This window comes from Coprococcus phoceensis (assembly GCF_900104635.1).
Taxonomy (GTDB): Bacteria; Bacillota; Clostridia; order Lachnospirales; family Lachnospiraceae; genus Faecalimonas; species Faecalimonas phoceensis.
Map to the genome: position 1 here is coordinate 223,845 of NZ_FNWC01000007.1, position 15,834 is coordinate 239,678.

Annotated in this window: 21 protein-coding genes and 1 pseudogene; all 22 read left to right on the forward strand. The window is 37.9% G+C overall.

Going from position 1 to position 15,834, the window contains the following annotated elements; translation table 11 throughout:
- Window positions 1-7: 7 nt before the first annotated feature.
- Complete coding sequence (locus BQ5364_RS04725; protein ID WP_015541022.1) at window positions 8-997, forward strand: DUF6560 family protein; 990 nt, start codon at window positions 8-10, stop codon at window positions 995-997.
- 78 nt (window positions 998-1,075) lie between these two features.
- On the forward strand, window positions 1,076-1,771 hold the full coding sequence (locus BQ5364_RS04730) for a DUF4368 domain-containing protein (RefSeq protein WP_235837119.1): 696 nt from the start codon (window positions 1,076-1,078) through the stop codon (window positions 1,769-1,771).
- Window positions 1,768-2,151 carry a TnpV protein gene (locus BQ5364_RS04735; RefSeq protein WP_071143746.1) on the forward strand — a complete coding sequence of 128 codons (384 nt, stop codon included), beginning with the start codon at window positions 1,768-1,770 and terminating at the stop codon, window positions 2,149-2,151. Before BQ5364_RS04730 ends, BQ5364_RS04735 begins: the two co-directional genes overlap by 4 nt.
- A gap of 109 nt (window positions 2,152-2,260) precedes the next feature.
- The gene (locus BQ5364_RS04740; RefSeq protein ID WP_071143747.1) at window positions 2,261-2,509 is read left to right on the forward strand and encodes a ferredoxin; all 249 of its coding nucleotides are present in this window, start codon (window positions 2,261-2,263) and stop codon (window positions 2,507-2,509) included.
- Window positions 2,487-2,795, forward strand: coding sequence for a molecular chaperone (locus BQ5364_RS04745; RefSeq protein ID WP_071143748.1), 309 nt, complete (start codon window positions 2,487-2,489; stop codon window positions 2,793-2,795). The genes BQ5364_RS04740 and BQ5364_RS04745 overlap by 23 nt, the downstream gene beginning before the upstream one ends.
- Window positions 2,796-3,009: 214 nt before the next feature.
- A complete protein-coding gene (locus tag BQ5364_RS04750; RefSeq protein ID WP_003023125.1) occupies window positions 3,010-3,486 on the forward strand; it encodes a hypothetical protein in 477 nt (158 codons plus the stop codon).
- A gap of 332 nt (window positions 3,487-3,818) precedes the next feature.
- A complete protein-coding gene (locus BQ5364_RS04755) occupies window positions 3,819-4,388 on the forward strand; it encodes a DUF6560 family protein (protein WP_235837120.1) in 570 nt (189 codons plus the stop codon).
- Window positions 4,389-4,671: 283 nt separating this feature from the next.
- Window positions 4,672-5,421, forward strand: a complete 750-nt coding sequence (locus BQ5364_RS04760; protein WP_019161659.1) for a hypothetical protein — start codon at window positions 4,672-4,674, stop codon at window positions 5,419-5,421.
- Between the two features lie 289 nt (window positions 5,422-5,710).
- Window positions 5,711-6,091, forward strand: a complete 381-nt coding sequence (locus BQ5364_RS04765; protein ID WP_003023131.1) for a hypothetical protein — start codon at window positions 5,711-5,713, stop codon at window positions 6,089-6,091.
- Window positions 6,092-6,119: 28 nt separating this feature from the next.
- Window positions 6,120-6,566 (forward strand): hypothetical protein, encoded by a 447-nt coding sequence (locus BQ5364_RS04770; RefSeq protein WP_003023134.1) that lies wholly within the window; start codon window positions 6,120-6,122, stop codon window positions 6,564-6,566.
- A 366-nt stretch (window positions 6,567-6,932) separates the two neighbouring features.
- On the forward strand, window positions 6,933-7,502 hold the full coding sequence (locus BQ5364_RS04775; RefSeq protein ID WP_071143750.1) for a DUF6560 family protein: 570 nt from the start codon (window positions 6,933-6,935) through the stop codon (window positions 7,500-7,502).
- Between the two features lie 61 nt (window positions 7,503-7,563).
- On the forward strand, window positions 7,564-7,947 hold the full coding sequence (locus tag BQ5364_RS04780; RefSeq protein WP_071143751.1) for a hypothetical protein: 384 nt from the start codon (window positions 7,564-7,566) through the stop codon (window positions 7,945-7,947).
- 181 nt (window positions 7,948-8,128) lie between these two features.
- Window positions 8,129-9,664 (forward strand): plasmid recombination protein, encoded by a 1,536-nt coding sequence (locus BQ5364_RS04785; RefSeq protein WP_182310910.1) that lies wholly within the window; start codon window positions 8,129-8,131, stop codon window positions 9,662-9,664.
- Window positions 9,665-9,798: 134 nt separating this feature from the next.
- Complete coding sequence (locus BQ5364_RS04790; protein ID WP_235837121.1) at window positions 9,799-10,326, forward strand: hypothetical protein; 528 nt, start codon at window positions 9,799-9,801, stop codon at window positions 10,324-10,326.
- Window positions 10,327-10,563: 237 nt separating this feature from the next.
- Window positions 10,564-11,061 carry a hypothetical protein gene (locus BQ5364_RS04795; protein ID WP_071143753.1) on the forward strand — a complete coding sequence of 166 codons (498 nt, stop codon included), beginning with the start codon at window positions 10,564-10,566 and terminating at the stop codon, window positions 11,059-11,061.
- Window positions 11,062-11,261: 200 nt separating this feature from the next.
- Window positions 11,262-11,732 carry a hypothetical protein gene (locus BQ5364_RS04800; protein WP_071143754.1) on the forward strand — a complete coding sequence of 157 codons (471 nt, stop codon included), beginning with the start codon at window positions 11,262-11,264 and terminating at the stop codon, window positions 11,730-11,732.
- A gap of 200 nt (window positions 11,733-11,932) precedes the next feature.
- Entirely contained in the window at window positions 11,933-12,571 is a 639-nt protein-coding gene (locus BQ5364_RS04805) for a CHC2 zinc finger domain-containing protein (RefSeq protein WP_071143755.1), read from the forward strand.
- Complete coding sequence (locus BQ5364_RS04810; protein ID WP_071143756.1) at window positions 12,483-13,859, forward strand: virulence-associated E family protein; 1,377 nt, start codon at window positions 12,483-12,485, stop codon at window positions 13,857-13,859. The genes BQ5364_RS04805 and BQ5364_RS04810 overlap by 89 nt, the downstream gene beginning before the upstream one ends.
- Window positions 13,860-14,106: 247 nt before the next feature.
- Window positions 14,107-14,304 carry a TnpW family protein gene (locus BQ5364_RS04815; RefSeq protein ID WP_005335835.1) on the forward strand — a complete coding sequence of 66 codons (198 nt, stop codon included), beginning with the start codon at window positions 14,107-14,109 and terminating at the stop codon, window positions 14,302-14,304.
- Window positions 14,305-14,339: 35 nt separating this feature from the next.
- Window positions 14,340-15,263 (forward strand): annotated as a pseudogene (locus BQ5364_RS04820) (SrtB-anchored collagen-binding adhesin); the annotation flags it as partial.
- Between the two features lie 12 nt (window positions 15,264-15,275).
- Window positions 15,276-15,554 (forward strand): hypothetical protein, encoded by a 279-nt coding sequence (locus tag BQ5364_RS17325; protein ID WP_074140666.1) that lies wholly within the window; start codon window positions 15,276-15,278, stop codon window positions 15,552-15,554.
- A complete protein-coding gene (locus BQ5364_RS04825; protein ID WP_002606075.1) occupies window positions 15,502-15,828 on the forward strand; it encodes a YdcP family protein in 327 nt (108 codons plus the stop codon). The genes BQ5364_RS17325 and BQ5364_RS04825 overlap by 53 nt, the downstream gene beginning before the upstream one ends.
- The last annotated feature ends 6 nt before the right edge of the window (window positions 15,829-15,834 follow it).

The following is a 15,834-nucleotide window of genomic DNA, read 5'->3' on the forward strand; positions in this document are numbered from 1 at the left end:
ACCAGCTATGAATATTAAAGAACTTGTACCAGTAATCAGCATTCTTTTATCCATAAGAATAGCTGAATACGCTATGAAAAAATATAAGGAACAGAAAGACGTTGAGGTAACAAAAAAGCAGAAATCCAGAAAGCAGACAAAAAAATATATAATTACAGCACCCAGCATCTTGAAAGTAGGATTACCATGCGGAATATTTTTTGGTTGTACAACTATTGCTTTTATTTTAAGTCAGATCTTCAAATGGGAATTTGTACAACAGATAGAAAATTGTTATTTTATGTTGATTTGTTTGTTGGTATCTATAGGATTTACAGTATTAGGAATTGTTCTGACATTATATGGATACATATGGAAGATAGAATATGACACACAAGAGATTATCTACCGTTCTGCATTAGGAATTACAAGGAAATATAGAATTGAAGATATTACAAGATGCGTAGGAAAGAGAAGAAATCAATATCGCTTTTATCAAGGGGAGAAAAAGATATTCCAGTATGAAATGGATGCAGAAGGAGATGTTTATGATTTACTAATTATTTTGAAAAAAAGGGGGATAGATGAAGAAGAATTGATTCCATCTACGAAAGAGCACTGCATCGTAGAGCCAATGATTATCCGGAAAATATTGCCTATCATAGGTTTCTGCATTTATACTTTTTTTACAATTGTATTATTTTTGACTCGAGATGGGAAAATTTGGATGTATCTGTTGCTGGGAGTGATAGATTTACTGTTGCTTTATTACAGCGGTGTCTATTGGTATGATCAACTGGAAGTACAAGACAAACTTTATAAGAAAGATTTTCTAAAGAAAATGCGGACAGTTGAATTTAAAGAGATTACAAAGGTTGAGCAACACAAAAGTATAATAGAAAAGGAGTACATAATTATTTATGTAAAAGGAGAAAAACCAATAAAAATAGACAGATATAATGAAAATGTAGAAGTTTTGCTAATGAGATTAAAGGATGAAAAAATATCTGTAATGTGATTGATAAATAATGTGGAAGATTAGGATAAAGAAGAAGCAGTACTTATTCGGATAAAAAAGGAAAGCCATTATGTTTCTTTGAATGAGCAGGAGTTTGTCTATTCTCTGCAAGAAGAATCGGCGATGAAAGATATTGCTATTTCTGAAACTGTAAAAAACCGCATTGAAAGAAATCAGAAGCGAGTTCACGAACTGGATATGCTTATCAGGAAAATCTATGAAGATAATGTGATTGGAAGATTGCCGGACAGACTTTTTCAGAGTATGCTTACTGATTATGAAAATGAGCAGAACGAGCTGAACAAGATTATTGAGACTGACACCGCTGATATGCAACGGATTATAGGCGGTCAAAATAATGTGGAGCGTTTTCTAAAGCTGGTCAAAAAGTATGAGAACATTACAGAACTTACTCCTGCCATGATAAATGAATTTATCGACAAAATTCTGGTTCACGAGCCACAAGGAAAAGGTGCAGACCGCACCACAGAGGTGGAGATATATCTTAACTATGTCGGGCAATTTCAAGTACCTGTGGAGCAGCATGAACCAACAGAGGAAGAAAGGATTGCTGCTGAAAAAGAGGCGGAACGACTTCGCAGAAAACGAGAATCCAATCGTAAGTATATGAAAAAGATTCGTGAGAAATCAAAAGAATTTGCGGAGCATGAGCGTATACCAGAAGAAAAAAGCTCTGATAGCAATGTGTGTTTTGAACAGAACGCCACAAGCAAATCAAATCGGCAAAAAGTGAAAGGAGAAAAAATAGCATGACAGAATTGAAACCACGAATCCATGATGAAAGCAATGGTCTGGACTATGTTCTTGTGGGCGATTACTATGTGCCGGACTTGAAGCTGCCGGAGGAACACCGCCCTATCGGTATGTGGGGCAGACTGCACAGGACATATTTGGAGCAGTACCGCCCTGCAAGGTTATCTGCCCTCTGTTTATCCGGCGAACTGCATACTTACCTTGCTGACCTGAACGAACAGGCAGCGGAAAGGTGCAGCCTTATCATTGAGCAGATGAAACAAGCCGAGGGTGTGACCGAAACCATGAAAGCAGACAATCAGATGTTGTGGGTACAGTCCATGAACTCTATCCGTAACCGAGCCGAAGAAATCATCAGACAGGAAATGATTTACTGCTGATTTTATCAAGTCCAAAACCAACAATTTTATATCGTCAACGAAGCGACAGGTATTTCCTTATGAAGTGTCTGTCGCTTTTCATTTATCAAACTTTAAGGAGGAAAACACAATGAAGATGAACCGGAATGAAATGGAAGCCCTTTATGCCTTTGGCTGTCCGAACCTGAAAGCAACTGTCGAGCGTTTGCGTATGGTGGCTGCCCTTGCACCCGATCCGGCGGCGAAGAAGCTGTTTTATATGCTTTCCGTCAAGCTGAGTGCTGAGGGTGTTGAAAGGTGGTATCGTTGCTTTTACCGCAGGCTGAGGGTGTTGAAAAACCGTAGGGAGGGCTGCTATGACGAGACTGACGAAGATTGAGAAAGAAACAATCGTTCTCTTTAATGAGGGCGAGGACAAGGCAAATATCTACACCCACAACGCCGGATTGAAAAAGAGGTTGGCTGCTTTTGCTAAGAAGTACCCTGACCTTTGCCGACTGGAAAAATCCAATGTTCAAGGCGGTGTTTCTTATGTGCTGGCAAAGTCCCGTCTGTCTATCCGCTTCCTGCCGCCTTACAGCGAGGAACGCAGACAGAAAGCCAGTGAATATGCGAAAAAGCATGGGCTGAACAGCCAGCAGGGATACTGTGATAATCAGGGCTGATATGCGGTTAAAATGTCAGGTGCAAACCTGATGTTTTGACCGTTGCCTATCGCCTGTGAGGAAAGTATCGGAGACTATAAATTTTACGGAAATGTGCGTTACAAGGTTTGAACAGGAACTCTGTACACAAAATTTTTTCTTCTATTCTTTAGGCTGATGAAGTATAATAGACAAAAGATAATTTTAGAAGTGAGCTTTTCGGGAGGCAGTATATATGGAAAAAAGTAAGGTAGAATTTGTATATAAAAATATTTCTTCATTAAACAAGATAAGTATAGTGAATAAAAAAATATTTCGTATTTTGCCATATATTTGTGTGCCATCACTTGCTATAGGGGGGATTGCGGTTTTCCTAAAAGAAATGTTGCCTATAAAAGGAGTGTTGCCTAATTATATTAGACTTGTTTGCTTAGTCATATTTTTCTTAACCTTTTTGATGTGGTTGGTGTCTTTCTTTTTTGAATACATTTTCCTGTTTTTATGGAAATGCCCTGTATGTAAAGGAAAATTTCCATGGTATAAGACTACTTTGGGATATTTAGGAGAAGAAGGAGGTAGTCTTGTAAATAAAGAAGTTAAAGATATTTGTGACCGCAAGAATAAGAAAATATCTTTAATTCAATATGAAAATAGCAATTTAATCATTCCCAAAAAGTGTCCGCATTGTGGTGAAGTTATATGGAAAAAATAATTTTTGTAGATTACCTGTAATCTGCCACAACTGAATATGACCGTTAAGGTCAGATGAAGAAACTGATGTATTGAGCGTAAAGCGATCATGCGTCGGTTTTTCTTATTTCATGAGCTGACAGAATTCCGACTGTATATCACCCGTGAGGAAAGTATCGGGGACTATGGATTTTGCAGAAATGTGCGTTACAAGGCTTGAACAGGAACTCTGCACACAAAATTTTTTCTTCCATTCTTTAAGTTGATGAAGTATAATAAAATATGAAAAATTGAGGTTTTTAATGCTCGATTTCAAACAATCATTTTTATATATCTGGAACTATGGAGGGCAAAATGAATGATTTTTTACGAATGTGTTTTAATATAATTACACAAATAGGTCCCTATTTAGTTGTACTTCTTCTTTTGAAATATCTTGTAAATCTTCAACAAAAGAGAGCTAAAGAACGAGAGGAAGAACAGAAAAAGGGAATAATTAGGACGCATTATATAATAAAAACCGAAAAAGTACTTACTATGTTTTTTGTATTGGCGGTGTTTCTTTTTGGGGGAGCTACGGTAGCCAGTGCTATTCAACAAGATGATTTATTGCCACCAATTGGTTTTAGTATTTTCTTTATTGTTTCTTTAATCGGCTCATTGAACATGATTATGTGGAAACTGGAAGTGAACGGAGATGAAATCACATGGCGTTCAACTTTTGGAAGAAAGAGAACTTTTCGCTTTGAAGATATTACATATTGCGAGATGAAGGGAAATTCTATTCGTGTATATGTCAATGGCAAAAAATTATTCACTATTGACAGCGGTGTTGATGATAGTGAATTTATGGAGGATATAGAGAGAAGAAGAATCCCTGTAAAATCTTACTGGGCAAATCAGCATAAGAAAAATCGTAAATGACATAGATTTTATAACAGTACGATGTTAAACAACTGAATATGACCGTCAAGGTCAGATGAAGAAACCGATGTATTGAGCGTAAAGCGATCATGCGTCGGTTTTTCTTACATGAGCTGACAGAATTCCGACTGTATATCACCCGTGAGGAAAGTATCGGTGACTATGGATTTTGCATAAATGCGCGTTACGGGTAAGTAAAAAACTACTTGATAGAGTGTGAATTGAATTGTTCATGTCGGTATGATATAATTTACTGAAATGAAGCAAGAAGGTGGACTTTTGTATGAAAAAATTTTTGAAAATATTGCTAATCATTATAGGAATAGTTTTTTTAATTTTTGCAGCGCTGATATGTATTGGACTGTTTGTTGATTATGATGACCATATTGAAAATGGTCGTTATACTTATGTTCCGGAAGAAGAAAACAAAGGAAATGAGTATATTGAGTTTAAGTTGACAGATAATGGCAAAGACGATTCTAAACTTACATATTATAACTCTATCGAAGAAGCTATTTTGAATTCCCCCTTAAAAGCAGAACATGAAAATTTATCAGCTCCAGAAGATTTTCTTAATCATGTTGATGAAATATTGCATATATGGAATGGCAAACAGTATGATACGGTTTTCTATCGGGCAGGAAGTGATAACGATCCCGTTCAAGGTTTTGTGATTGTACGCTGCAAAAAAAAGATAGAAAATGAAAGTACACAATATGCGTTTGTAAATGCTACACCAGCTACCACTACACCAGATACCACTTATGGGGGAGACTTCAAAAAATTTATCCATTTATCTTTAACAATAAGTGATATTCAACAAGACTTAAATCCAAATTATCCGGATACCAGATTCGTTTTTGGCTATGCACATGATAAAGAAATTTACTCATTAGAAGTAGAAGGTCAAAAGCCAGATGGGATTATAGAATATGAAGAATATGGTAGAACGATGTATATGTGGTATTATAACGATTTGAAAAGCAATAAAAGAGGCGATTGTCTGAGCTACTCAGTAGATGTGCCAGAGTAATTTTTCAAATTGGCTAATCTGCCACAACTGAATATGACCGTCAAGGTCAGATGAAGAAACCGATGTATTGAGCGTAAAGCGATCATGCGTCGGTTTTTCTTATTTCATGAGCTGACAGAATTCCGACTGTATATCACCCGTGAGGAAAGTATCGGGGACTATGGATTTTGCATAAATGCGCGTTACAAGGCTTGAACAGGAACTCTGCACACAAATTTTTTCTTCCATTCGTTAAGTTGATGAAGTATAATGAAAAATAAGATAAAGTTAATTCTTGGAGGTGTTATTCATGTTTGGTTTTAAGAAAAATGAAAAGCCAACGCTCATTATTGAAGCAAAAGATCTAATGGAAATTATCAAGTCTGATTATGATAATGATATGGCTTTTACTCTTATTGAGTTTTCCTATAATGAGAAAAAATATGTGATGGGTTCCTGTGTTTTACCTGCTAACGCAGAGGAATGTAAAGAAAATATATCTTTTATATTTCAAGACAGAGTTTTTGAAAGTTTTGAGGAATTTCAAACTGCTATTATTATAGATAATAAAAACATCTTACAATTAGAAAAACCCCTTGAAATTTTAAGAGCAGGAATTATTGATAATGAGCCTATGCTGAAAACGCCATGGGGAGATAAAAGATTAGCTGATAAAGCTGTTAATAAATAGCGTGTCGCTTTGAAAGGAGTACAAATTTATGGCATTATTGATGTTTAGAACTTTTGGAGTGATTATAGTATCATTTATAGTCTTAATTATGTATGTTTTGCATAGAAAGAAAAATGGGAAGTTTATAAAACGAAAGGCTGTCAATGAAGAAGAAAAAATAAAATATCAAAAATGGGAAAAAATAATCAATGTGATGGCAGTTGTTGGGTTATTGATTCTCGGTATATTTATAACTGTTCCTTGTTGCTTGGATATACCTTATTTACTATCTAACAATTTAGTTGAAGTTACCGGAGAAGTTACACAAGGTGCAATGTCAGGAGAAAACTCTAATAGTGAAAGAAGAATACATATTAGAGATGAGAAAACTGGAGAAGAACATTCATTAAAATATTGGGGAACAGGTAGCGATTTAGGAGATAAGATAACTGTAAGGTATTTACCACACACAGAATATGGGTATGTAGTTGAATAGAATAAAAATAAATATCCTATTTTGTTTTGGGAAATTTGTAGATTACCTGTAATCTGCCACAACTGAATATGACCGTCAAGGTCAGATAAAGAAACCGATGTATTGAGCGTAAAGCGATCATGCGTCGGTTTTTCTTATTTCATGAGCTGACAGAATTCCGACTGTATATCACCCGTGAGGAAAGTATCGGGGACTATGGATTTTGCAGAAATGTGCGTTACAAGGCTTGAACAGGAACTCTGTACACAAAATTTTTTCTTCCATTCTTTAAGTTGATGAAGTATAATGAGATATGAAAAATTGAGGTTTTTAATACTCGATTTCAAACAATCATTTTTATATAGCTGGAACTATGGAGGGCAAAAAATGAATGGTTTTTTACGAATGTGTTTGAATATAATTACACAAATAGGTCCCTATTTAGTTGTACTTCTTCTTTTGTCATATATTGTAAATCTTCAGCAAAAGAGATCTAAAGAACGAGAGGAAGAACAGAAAAAGGGAATAATAAGGACGCATTATATAATAAAAACCGAAAAAGTACTTACTATGTTTTTTGTATTGGCGGTGTTTCTTTTTGGGGGAGCTACGGTAGCCAGTGCTATTCAACAAGATGATTTGTTTCCACCACTCGTTTTTAGCATTTTCTTTATTGTTTCTTTAATCGGCTCATTGAATATGATTATGTGGAAACTGGAAGTGAACGGAGATGAAATCACATGGCGTTCAACTTTTGGCAGAAAGAGAACTTTTCACTTTGAAGATATTACCTATTGCGAGAGAAAGAAAGGTTCTATGCGTGTATATGTAAATGGAGAAAAATTATTTACCATTGATAGTAATATTGACAAAGAAGAATTTATGGAGGACATAAAAAGAAGAAGAATCCCTGTAAAATCTTACTGGGCAAATCAGCATAAGAAAAATCGTAAATGACATAGATTTTATAACAGTACGATGTTAGACAACTGAATATGACCGTAAAGGAAGATGAAATATGAAAAAAGAGTTGAAACAAATATTGCTTATATGTTTATTTTTAATTATTGGTTGTGTACTTGGTTATTTTGTAGCACTTAATCAAATGAATCAGCTTAGTGACCCTGAGTACATTGCGTTTTGGACAAGTCAAAATATGTCTGTTCCTGAACCATTAGGATTTACAAGAAGTATTCTTTCTTTTGGATTGCTTTTTGCTGGAATGCCAACAGGTTTGATTTTTTATAGCGGTTTAGTTAAGAAATGGCTAACTCCTATCGCACCTAAAATTATAATTGGATTTGTTACTTTCCCGATTTATACACTTGCTGGAGTAATCGGTTCAATTCCTTTTATCATCTATAAAGGAATTTTTCTATTCAAAAATAATAGATGTAAATGACAACAAACTTTTCAACAGTAGGGTGTTTATCAACTACTTTTTAAGGCAACCACGCAAGGACGATCAGCTACATAGTTGGTCGTTTTTGTTTATCCATTTGTAGACTATCTGCAATCTGCCACAACTTAATATGACCGTCAAGGTCAGATGAAGAAACCGATGTATTGAGCGTAAAGCGATCATGCGTCGGTTTTTCTTTTTGCAAAATAGTCCGGTGGACTGTTTTGTAAAACCGAAGGAACTGACAGAGCTTGGGACGGGGCGAAGTCAGTTTGTTCGGGCGGGAGTACGGAGGGTGCAACCCTTTGTGCATGGGTACAGGGAATGCAATATCCCTGTGCAGGTCAAGGGCGGCAGCCTTGCCCAGTTAAGTGGCGTTTCGCCACTTAGTACTGGGTATTACTTGACGCAGAAAGCCGCATGGAATCAGCTTCGCTGCCCTTCTCCCCTGTCGGGGAAATCAAAAAGAAAAGGAGGAACTCATGTGAAATTAACAAGGCACAATGGACGAGCCGGAAAGAATGGCGTTTATAATCCGAAGCACAATGACCGCAGTTTTGACATTGCCAACAGCGAACACATTGACGAAGAACGAGCCAAACAAAATCTCTATTGGGACTGTTACAATGGCTTCCGCAATTTCAAAAATCCCGAAAAGGAAAATGAGCTGTCTGCCACTTTTGAAGATGTGGAACAGCTTTTTTATCGTCAGCGGTATCGTGATTTTGTGACCAGGCAGAACGAAAGAAATGTGAAGAACCGACACCCTGAAAGAAATAAGGAAACCGGAGATTTGCTCAAAAGCAAAAAGACCTGTCCAGAGGAAACGGTCTATCAGATTGGAACGCTTGATAATCATGTTCCACCGGAATTGCTCATTGAGATCGTCACAGAATTTATGGAAATCGTAAATGAGCGTTTCGGCTCTCATGTCCATATCCTGAATTGGGCGCTGCACTTGGATGAAAGCACCCCTCATATTCACGAGCGTCATGTGTTCGATTGTGAAAATCAATATGGGGAGATTGCCCCACAACAGGAAAAGGCTTTGGAAGCACTGGGGTTTGAACTGCCGGAACCGGAAAAGCCTGTCGGAAGAAAAAATAACCGCAAGATGACTTTCGATTCAGCTTGCCGAGTGCTGCTGTTCGATGTGGCGAAAAAGCATGGCTTGCAACTGGAAGAAGAACCGGAATATGGTGGGCGTGCTTATCTGGAAAAACAGGACTATATTCTTTTCAAGCAAAAGGAGCAACTGGCAGTACAGGAGCAAAAGTTGGAAGAACTCACAATGAAGATTGAGGATGTGGAAGCTCTGGTGGACGAGGTCGCCGATATTGCCTATGACAAGGCGGTTGAGGTCGTTGCTGATACTGTGAAACTGGAAACGCACAAGGAGGATATTAAGTTGGTGGAGCAGTCTAAGGCATGGGTTCTCTCCCCTGAGCGTAAGGCTTCAAAGAAAGAAGTTGAGTATGCAGTGAAACGATTGGATGGCGTGATTGCCAGAATCACAAACGCTATGAAATCAACCATTCAGAAAATCCAAACTACGCTGATGAAACCGGAGGTCAAAAAAGCCGGAACGGAGCAAATCAAGAAGAAAGCCAAAAGTTCCATTATAGATCAGTTGAGCCGCAAAAAGAAAGAAATTGCAGAGCGTGAAGTCAGCCGGACAATTCCGGCGAAAAGCAAAAAACAGGATATGGAACTCTAAGGCACTTGCTGTTTTCACTTTGAAAATGACAGGTGCTTTTGCTTTAGGGAGCAAGAAAATATCTTCCATTCTTTAGGTTGATGAAGTATAATGGAGATACACTATTTGAGAATCTTAAAGAGGTAACAGCTATCATGAAAAAATTATTAACATTGGTGTTACTTGTTTCACTATGCTTAAGCGGTTGTGCATTAGGGAACAATGTATCGGAAGGAGAAAATGCTATGACAATATCTGATTTCAAGAAAGACACAAGCCTGACAAGTATACCGGAAAACAGCAGCAATCTTACAAACTTAGATTTAGAACCTGTAATCGCCTATGGCAGACTGCGTGCATTATTTGGAGAACCTAATTATGAAACGCAGAATTCTGAAGATGCTTACTCTTATATTCTGTTTGTTGAGCCTGAATCTTCTGAAAAAATTTACTTGGAAGTGTATGAGGGAAGCAGCGGACCGGCGATTGGTGGTCTGAACAATGCTGAGAGTTTGCAAGCTGCTGAAACTCTGAAGAAATTGATAGAGGAATCAGAAGAAGTGGCAGATTATCAGTATGAGGGATACTATTTGGATTTAGATTCAAAAATCACTATGGGTATCAAAGATGGCGTGCCTTATTATAACGAGGAATTTTGTGAGGAAATTCCCGATTTTCAGTAATTAGACGAAATAATTATCATTTAGAAGAAGCAGGAAATCTGAAAAGGTCTCCTGCTTCTTTTGCACACAAAATTGAATATGGAACTCTAAGACACTTACTGTTTTCGTTTTGAAAATGACAGGTGCTTTTGCTTTAGGGAGCAAGAAAATATCTTCCATTCTTTAGGTTGATGAAGTATAATGAACACAGTATATTTCTGGGAATTATAATTATGGAAACTGAGATGAGGAATAAATATGAAGCATTATTTATTTTGGGAAAAGCAATCTATAAAAGAGTTTTGGGAAAAGGGATTATTTATAGATAAGGTATTTATGATTACCTATTCTATCCAAATGTTATTTTTTTTCGTTGTTTTCATTGTCATGAGTTTAAGCACTGATAATCCATTATTTACAGGAGTGTTGCTTGGTGTTCTTTGGATAGTTATATTTTTAGGGATACCTTTTTTGGGACATACAATAGAAAAATCATATTGGGTAAAATTTGAAGATACTTATGTGCTGCGTCATGAAGCTTCTGGATATAGGAAAAAAATTTTTTATAAAGAAGCAATAGGAGAACCTTATGTTCGTCCTAATAGGTCATTATCGGAAGCGTTTTATGAAAAATTGGGTAATTATATCAATGTTTTATCTTCGGACAAGAGGATATTATTTTCTGTGCGCTATTCTGAAGAACTATTAAAAATGCTTCAGGAACGATGTGAAAATATAGAAATTATAAAAAAATAAGAGTTTTACTAAGCAGGAGATCCAAAAAGGTCTCCTGATTTTTTGCACCTAAAATTGAATATGGAACTTTAAGGCACTTGCTATTTTCGTTTTGAAAATGACAGGTGCTTTTGCTTTAGGAGACAAGAAAAAATCTTCCATTATTTAGGTTGATAGAGTATAATGTAAGCAACAAATCGGAAGTTTAAGGGAATGATATTATGGATTTTGCTATATTTAGATTGTTTATAAGAGTTTCATTATTTGTTATAGCTTTAATTGCTTGCATTATCTATCTAATTAAAAAAAGAAAACTTATCTATTCGATATTTTTTGATAAAAAAGCGATAAAAAAAGAATATACTGGAAAAAATGATATAATATTTCTTCGATTGGCTAATACCATTCTTGTTATAGTAGCTATTCTTTTAATCTTATATTTGAAAGATTTTGTTTTAGATATGCCTTACATCATAAACAAACAGTATAGTTATGCAGAAGGATATGTAACTGAACAATCTCATGGTGGTGCAGATATATCTTCTGAAAGAAGAAGTATTTTTCTATATGATAAAGTTAAAGATGATGAAATCGAAATCACAGTATTTTCAAGGTATGTTGATAAAAATACTTATTTAAAGGTACAATATCTTCCACATACGAAATATGGTGCTATTGTAGAAAATAAATAATTCATTCTAAAAAGAAAAATTCCAGTTTACATAACCGGAAACTCAACCACAATAATTAAATCTTCACAGCTTTGCTAAGCAGGAAATCTGAAAAGGTTTCCTGCTTTTTTGTACCTAAAATTAAATATGGAACTTTAAGGCACTTGCTATTTTCGTTTTGAAAATGACAGGTGCTTTTTTCGTTTCAGGAAAGGAGTCACATGAATGTATTTGAAATTGTAAAAGAAAATGTTACTGCCCGACAAGCCGCAGAAGCCTATGGCTTGAAAGTGGGTCGCACAGGTATGGCGTGCTGTCCGTTTCACTCGGATAAGTCCCCTAGTATGAAGCTGGATGAACGCTATTACTGTTTTGGCTGCGGAGCAACCGGAGACGCTGTTGATCTCACGGCGAAGCTATTCGGCATCGGGCTGAGGGAAGCTGCTGTCAAACTTGCTGAAGATTTTGGTCTTAACTATGACAGCCGACAAAAGCCGAGTATTCGCCCTCATATTCGTGAGCCGACACCGGAACAGAAGTATCAAAAAGAAGAAAATCATTGCTACAAGGTGCTGACGGATTATTTTCATCTTCTTAGAGAATGGGAAAAGAAATACGCTCCTAAACAGCCGGATGAGGAATGGAATCCCCTGTTTGCAGAAGCACTGCATAAGAAGAACTATATCGAATATCTGCTTGATATTCTTCTGTATGGTTCATTGGAGGAACGAAAAGCACTTGTGGCAGAACAGAGAAAGGAGGTGTTGAAACTTGAACAACGAATTGCAGAACTGTCAGCAGACAGAACCATGCACAGTAGAAGAAATCCGAAACAGCTTAGAGCAGAGCGAGAAAGGTAAGGTTTATAATACTGCCGCAAATTATAAGCGTGTTCTGCAATATGATCCACTTTTGAAAGGGGCTATCCGAAAAAATCTTCTGACCGAAAGAATCGATATTGTGAAGCCCCTCGGCTGGTATCGTGATAGCCCGACATTGACGGATGTGGATGTGAAATATCTGCTCCTATATTTTGAAGAAAACTATGGATTGACCGTAGAGAAGAAAATCATAGACGCAGTTGCGGTTATTGCCAACGAAAACCGTTACCACCCTGTCTGTGATTTTCTTAATGCCCTGCAATGGGACGGAACAGAACGCATACGCTTCTGTCTGCACCGCTTTCTCGGTTCTGATACAGATGATTACACCTATGAAGCATTGAAGTTGTTTCTGCTGGGTGCTATCTCACGAGCCTTTAAGCCGGGGTGTAAATTTGAGGTAATGCTCTGTCTTGTAGGCGGTCAGGGAGCCGGAAAGTCCTCTTTCTTCCGTTTGCTTGCAGTCAATGATGATTGGTTCTCTGATGACTTGAAAAAGCTGGATGATGAAAATGTGTACCGCAAAATGCAGGGGCATTGGATTATTGAAATGTCGGAAATGATTGCAACCGCCAACGCTAAGAGCATTGAAGAAATCAAATCCTTTCTGAGCCGCCAAAAGGAAACCTATAAGATACCGTATGAAACACATCCGGCAGACAGAAAACGACAATGTGTGTTTGGAGGTTCTTCCAATACCCTTGACTTTCTTCCCCTCGACCGAACAGGCAACCGCCGCTTCGTTCCGGTTATGGTCTATCCTGAAAGGGCTGAGGTTCATATTTTGGCAGACGAGCAGGCTTTCAGAGAGTATATCAATCAGATGTGGGCAGAGGCTATGGAGATTTACAGAAGCGGAAAATTCCGTCTGAGATTCAGTCCGGCTATGAACGCTTATCTGAAAGCCCACCAAAAGGACTTTATGCCGGAGGACACAAAGGCAGGACAGATTTTAGACTATTTGGAACGCTATTCCGGCAGCATGGTCTGTTCCAAACAGCTTTATAAGGAAGCACTGGGGCATGATTATGACGAACCGAAACAATGGGAACTGCGAGAGATCAACGACATTATGAATAACGCTGTCACAGGCTGGAGGGCGTTCAGCAATCCTAGGTATTTTCCAGAGCCTTACCGCAGACAAAAAGGCTGGGAGCGTATCAGGAACGACAACGAGCCTGACAACAGCATGGATGGTTTTCAAGAAATCCCGACAGAGGAAATGGAACAGTTAGGGCTTCCGGAAGAATGGTTGAAGCAAAAATAAAAGCCAGTTGTCGCTTCGGTTGTCGAGCCGGTTGTCGGTCTGGTTGTCGGGCAAAAATCCCGAAAGCCTTGATATTGCGGCACTTTTCCCTCTCTGACAACCATGACAATCAATATTATAAAGAAAAAGGAAATAGTAAAAAGATAGTATCGCCCGATAAAGAAAAAAGGTTTTCTGATGTCCGTTGTCGGAACTTCGTTGTCAGACCTTTCCTTGTCGGGCTTTTTCATTCAAGGAGGAATATCGTATGACAAATATTGTGAACAGTACACTACCCACCCCAAATAACCATTCGGAGAAAAACAAACCGGATGGAGTTTTTGTGATTAAGCAAGGCAAAACAAATTATAAAGTCAAAGTGTTTTTTGACCATAGTAGCGGTTTGACTGCGGAGGACAGGTTGAAACGCATTATTCAGGCAGAAGCAGAGAGAGAATCTGCGTAAGTAATATGAAAAATATCCACGCACCCCCTTGACAAAAGCTTTCAGAAAAAACTATCCTTGCGGGAAAAGAGGTAACAATCGTTGATACTGTCAAATTAGACGGACTTACAAAAGGCACAAAGTATCAGTTAAAAGGCTGGCAGATGTTAAAGGAAGAAAACGCCGAGCTTATCATTGACGGGAAACGTGTAGAAAACGATTATACCTTTGTCGCTGATGATGAAGAAATGAAAGTGGAAATTTCCTATACATTCAATGCGTCTGCTTTAGGTGGCAAAAACCTTGTTACCTTTGAAGAATTGTATGATTTAAGCAATCCAGACGAACCCGTGAAAGTTGCAGAACACAAAGACATTGAGGACGACGGACAGACGGTACTTATCACAGAGCGTATCATCAAGATACATACGACTGCTACCGATAAGGACGGCAACAAAGAGCTTGAAGCTGGAAAAGACGTTACAATCATTGATACCGTAACCTTAGAGGGCTTAGAAGTCGGTACACAGTACAAACTTGTGGGCTGGCAGATGTTGAAAGAAGAAAATGCAGAGCTTCTTATCAATGGAAAGCGTGTGGAAAGTGATTATACGTTTACTGCTGACAGCGAAACTATGAAAGTGGAAGTTGCCTTTACGTTTGACGCTACTTCTCTTGACGGCAAACAGCTTGTAACTTTTGAGGAATTATACGATTTAAGCAATCCAGACGAGCCGAAGAAAGTTACCGAACATAAGGGTATTGAGGATAAGGGACAGACAATTACCTTTAAGGAAAAGCCAGAAGAACCAGAGAAACCCGAAACACCACCAACACCAGAAAAGCCTAACAGACCTAGCGACAGCCCCAAAACGGGCGACAGTACAAATGTAATGGCATTTATCGTGATGTTGCTTGCGTCTGCTGGTGGATTGGCTGGAACATATCTTTACAAACGCCGTAAAATGAAGAAATCATAAGGCGGTAACGGTATGATGAAAGAAAAATCACGCTCTCCGCCGAAGCTGTCAAACGGCAGACTTTTGCTTATTCTGGCTTGTCTGCCAGCAACCTGCAAGAACACGGATAGTCAAGGGTGCGTAAGCATTGATTTTACCCTTTACTATCTGGGGGATTGCTGGTACTTCCCAAACCGCCAGAATAAGAAATCACAATCAATAAACTTATCAAATATAGAAAGAAACGAGGTAAAACAATATGGAAATGAAATATGTCGTGCCAGATATGGCACAGTCTTTTGGAACTCTTGAATTTGCAGGCGAAAGTGAGCCAGTCTTTGAAAGAGATAAAAATAACCGCAGGGTCTTAGCCAGACGAAGCTATAACCTTTATTCTGACGTACAGAAAGGCGAAAATGTTGTGGTAGAAATTCCCGTGCAGGCTGGCGAAAAGCATTTCAAGTATGAACAGAAAGTAAAACTTGTCAATCCGAAGTTATACGGCAGAGGTTACGCAATCGGGGATATGGGACATACCGATTATGTGTTAGTTGCTGATGATATTGTAGCAGTTGAAGAAAAGTAAAGGAGT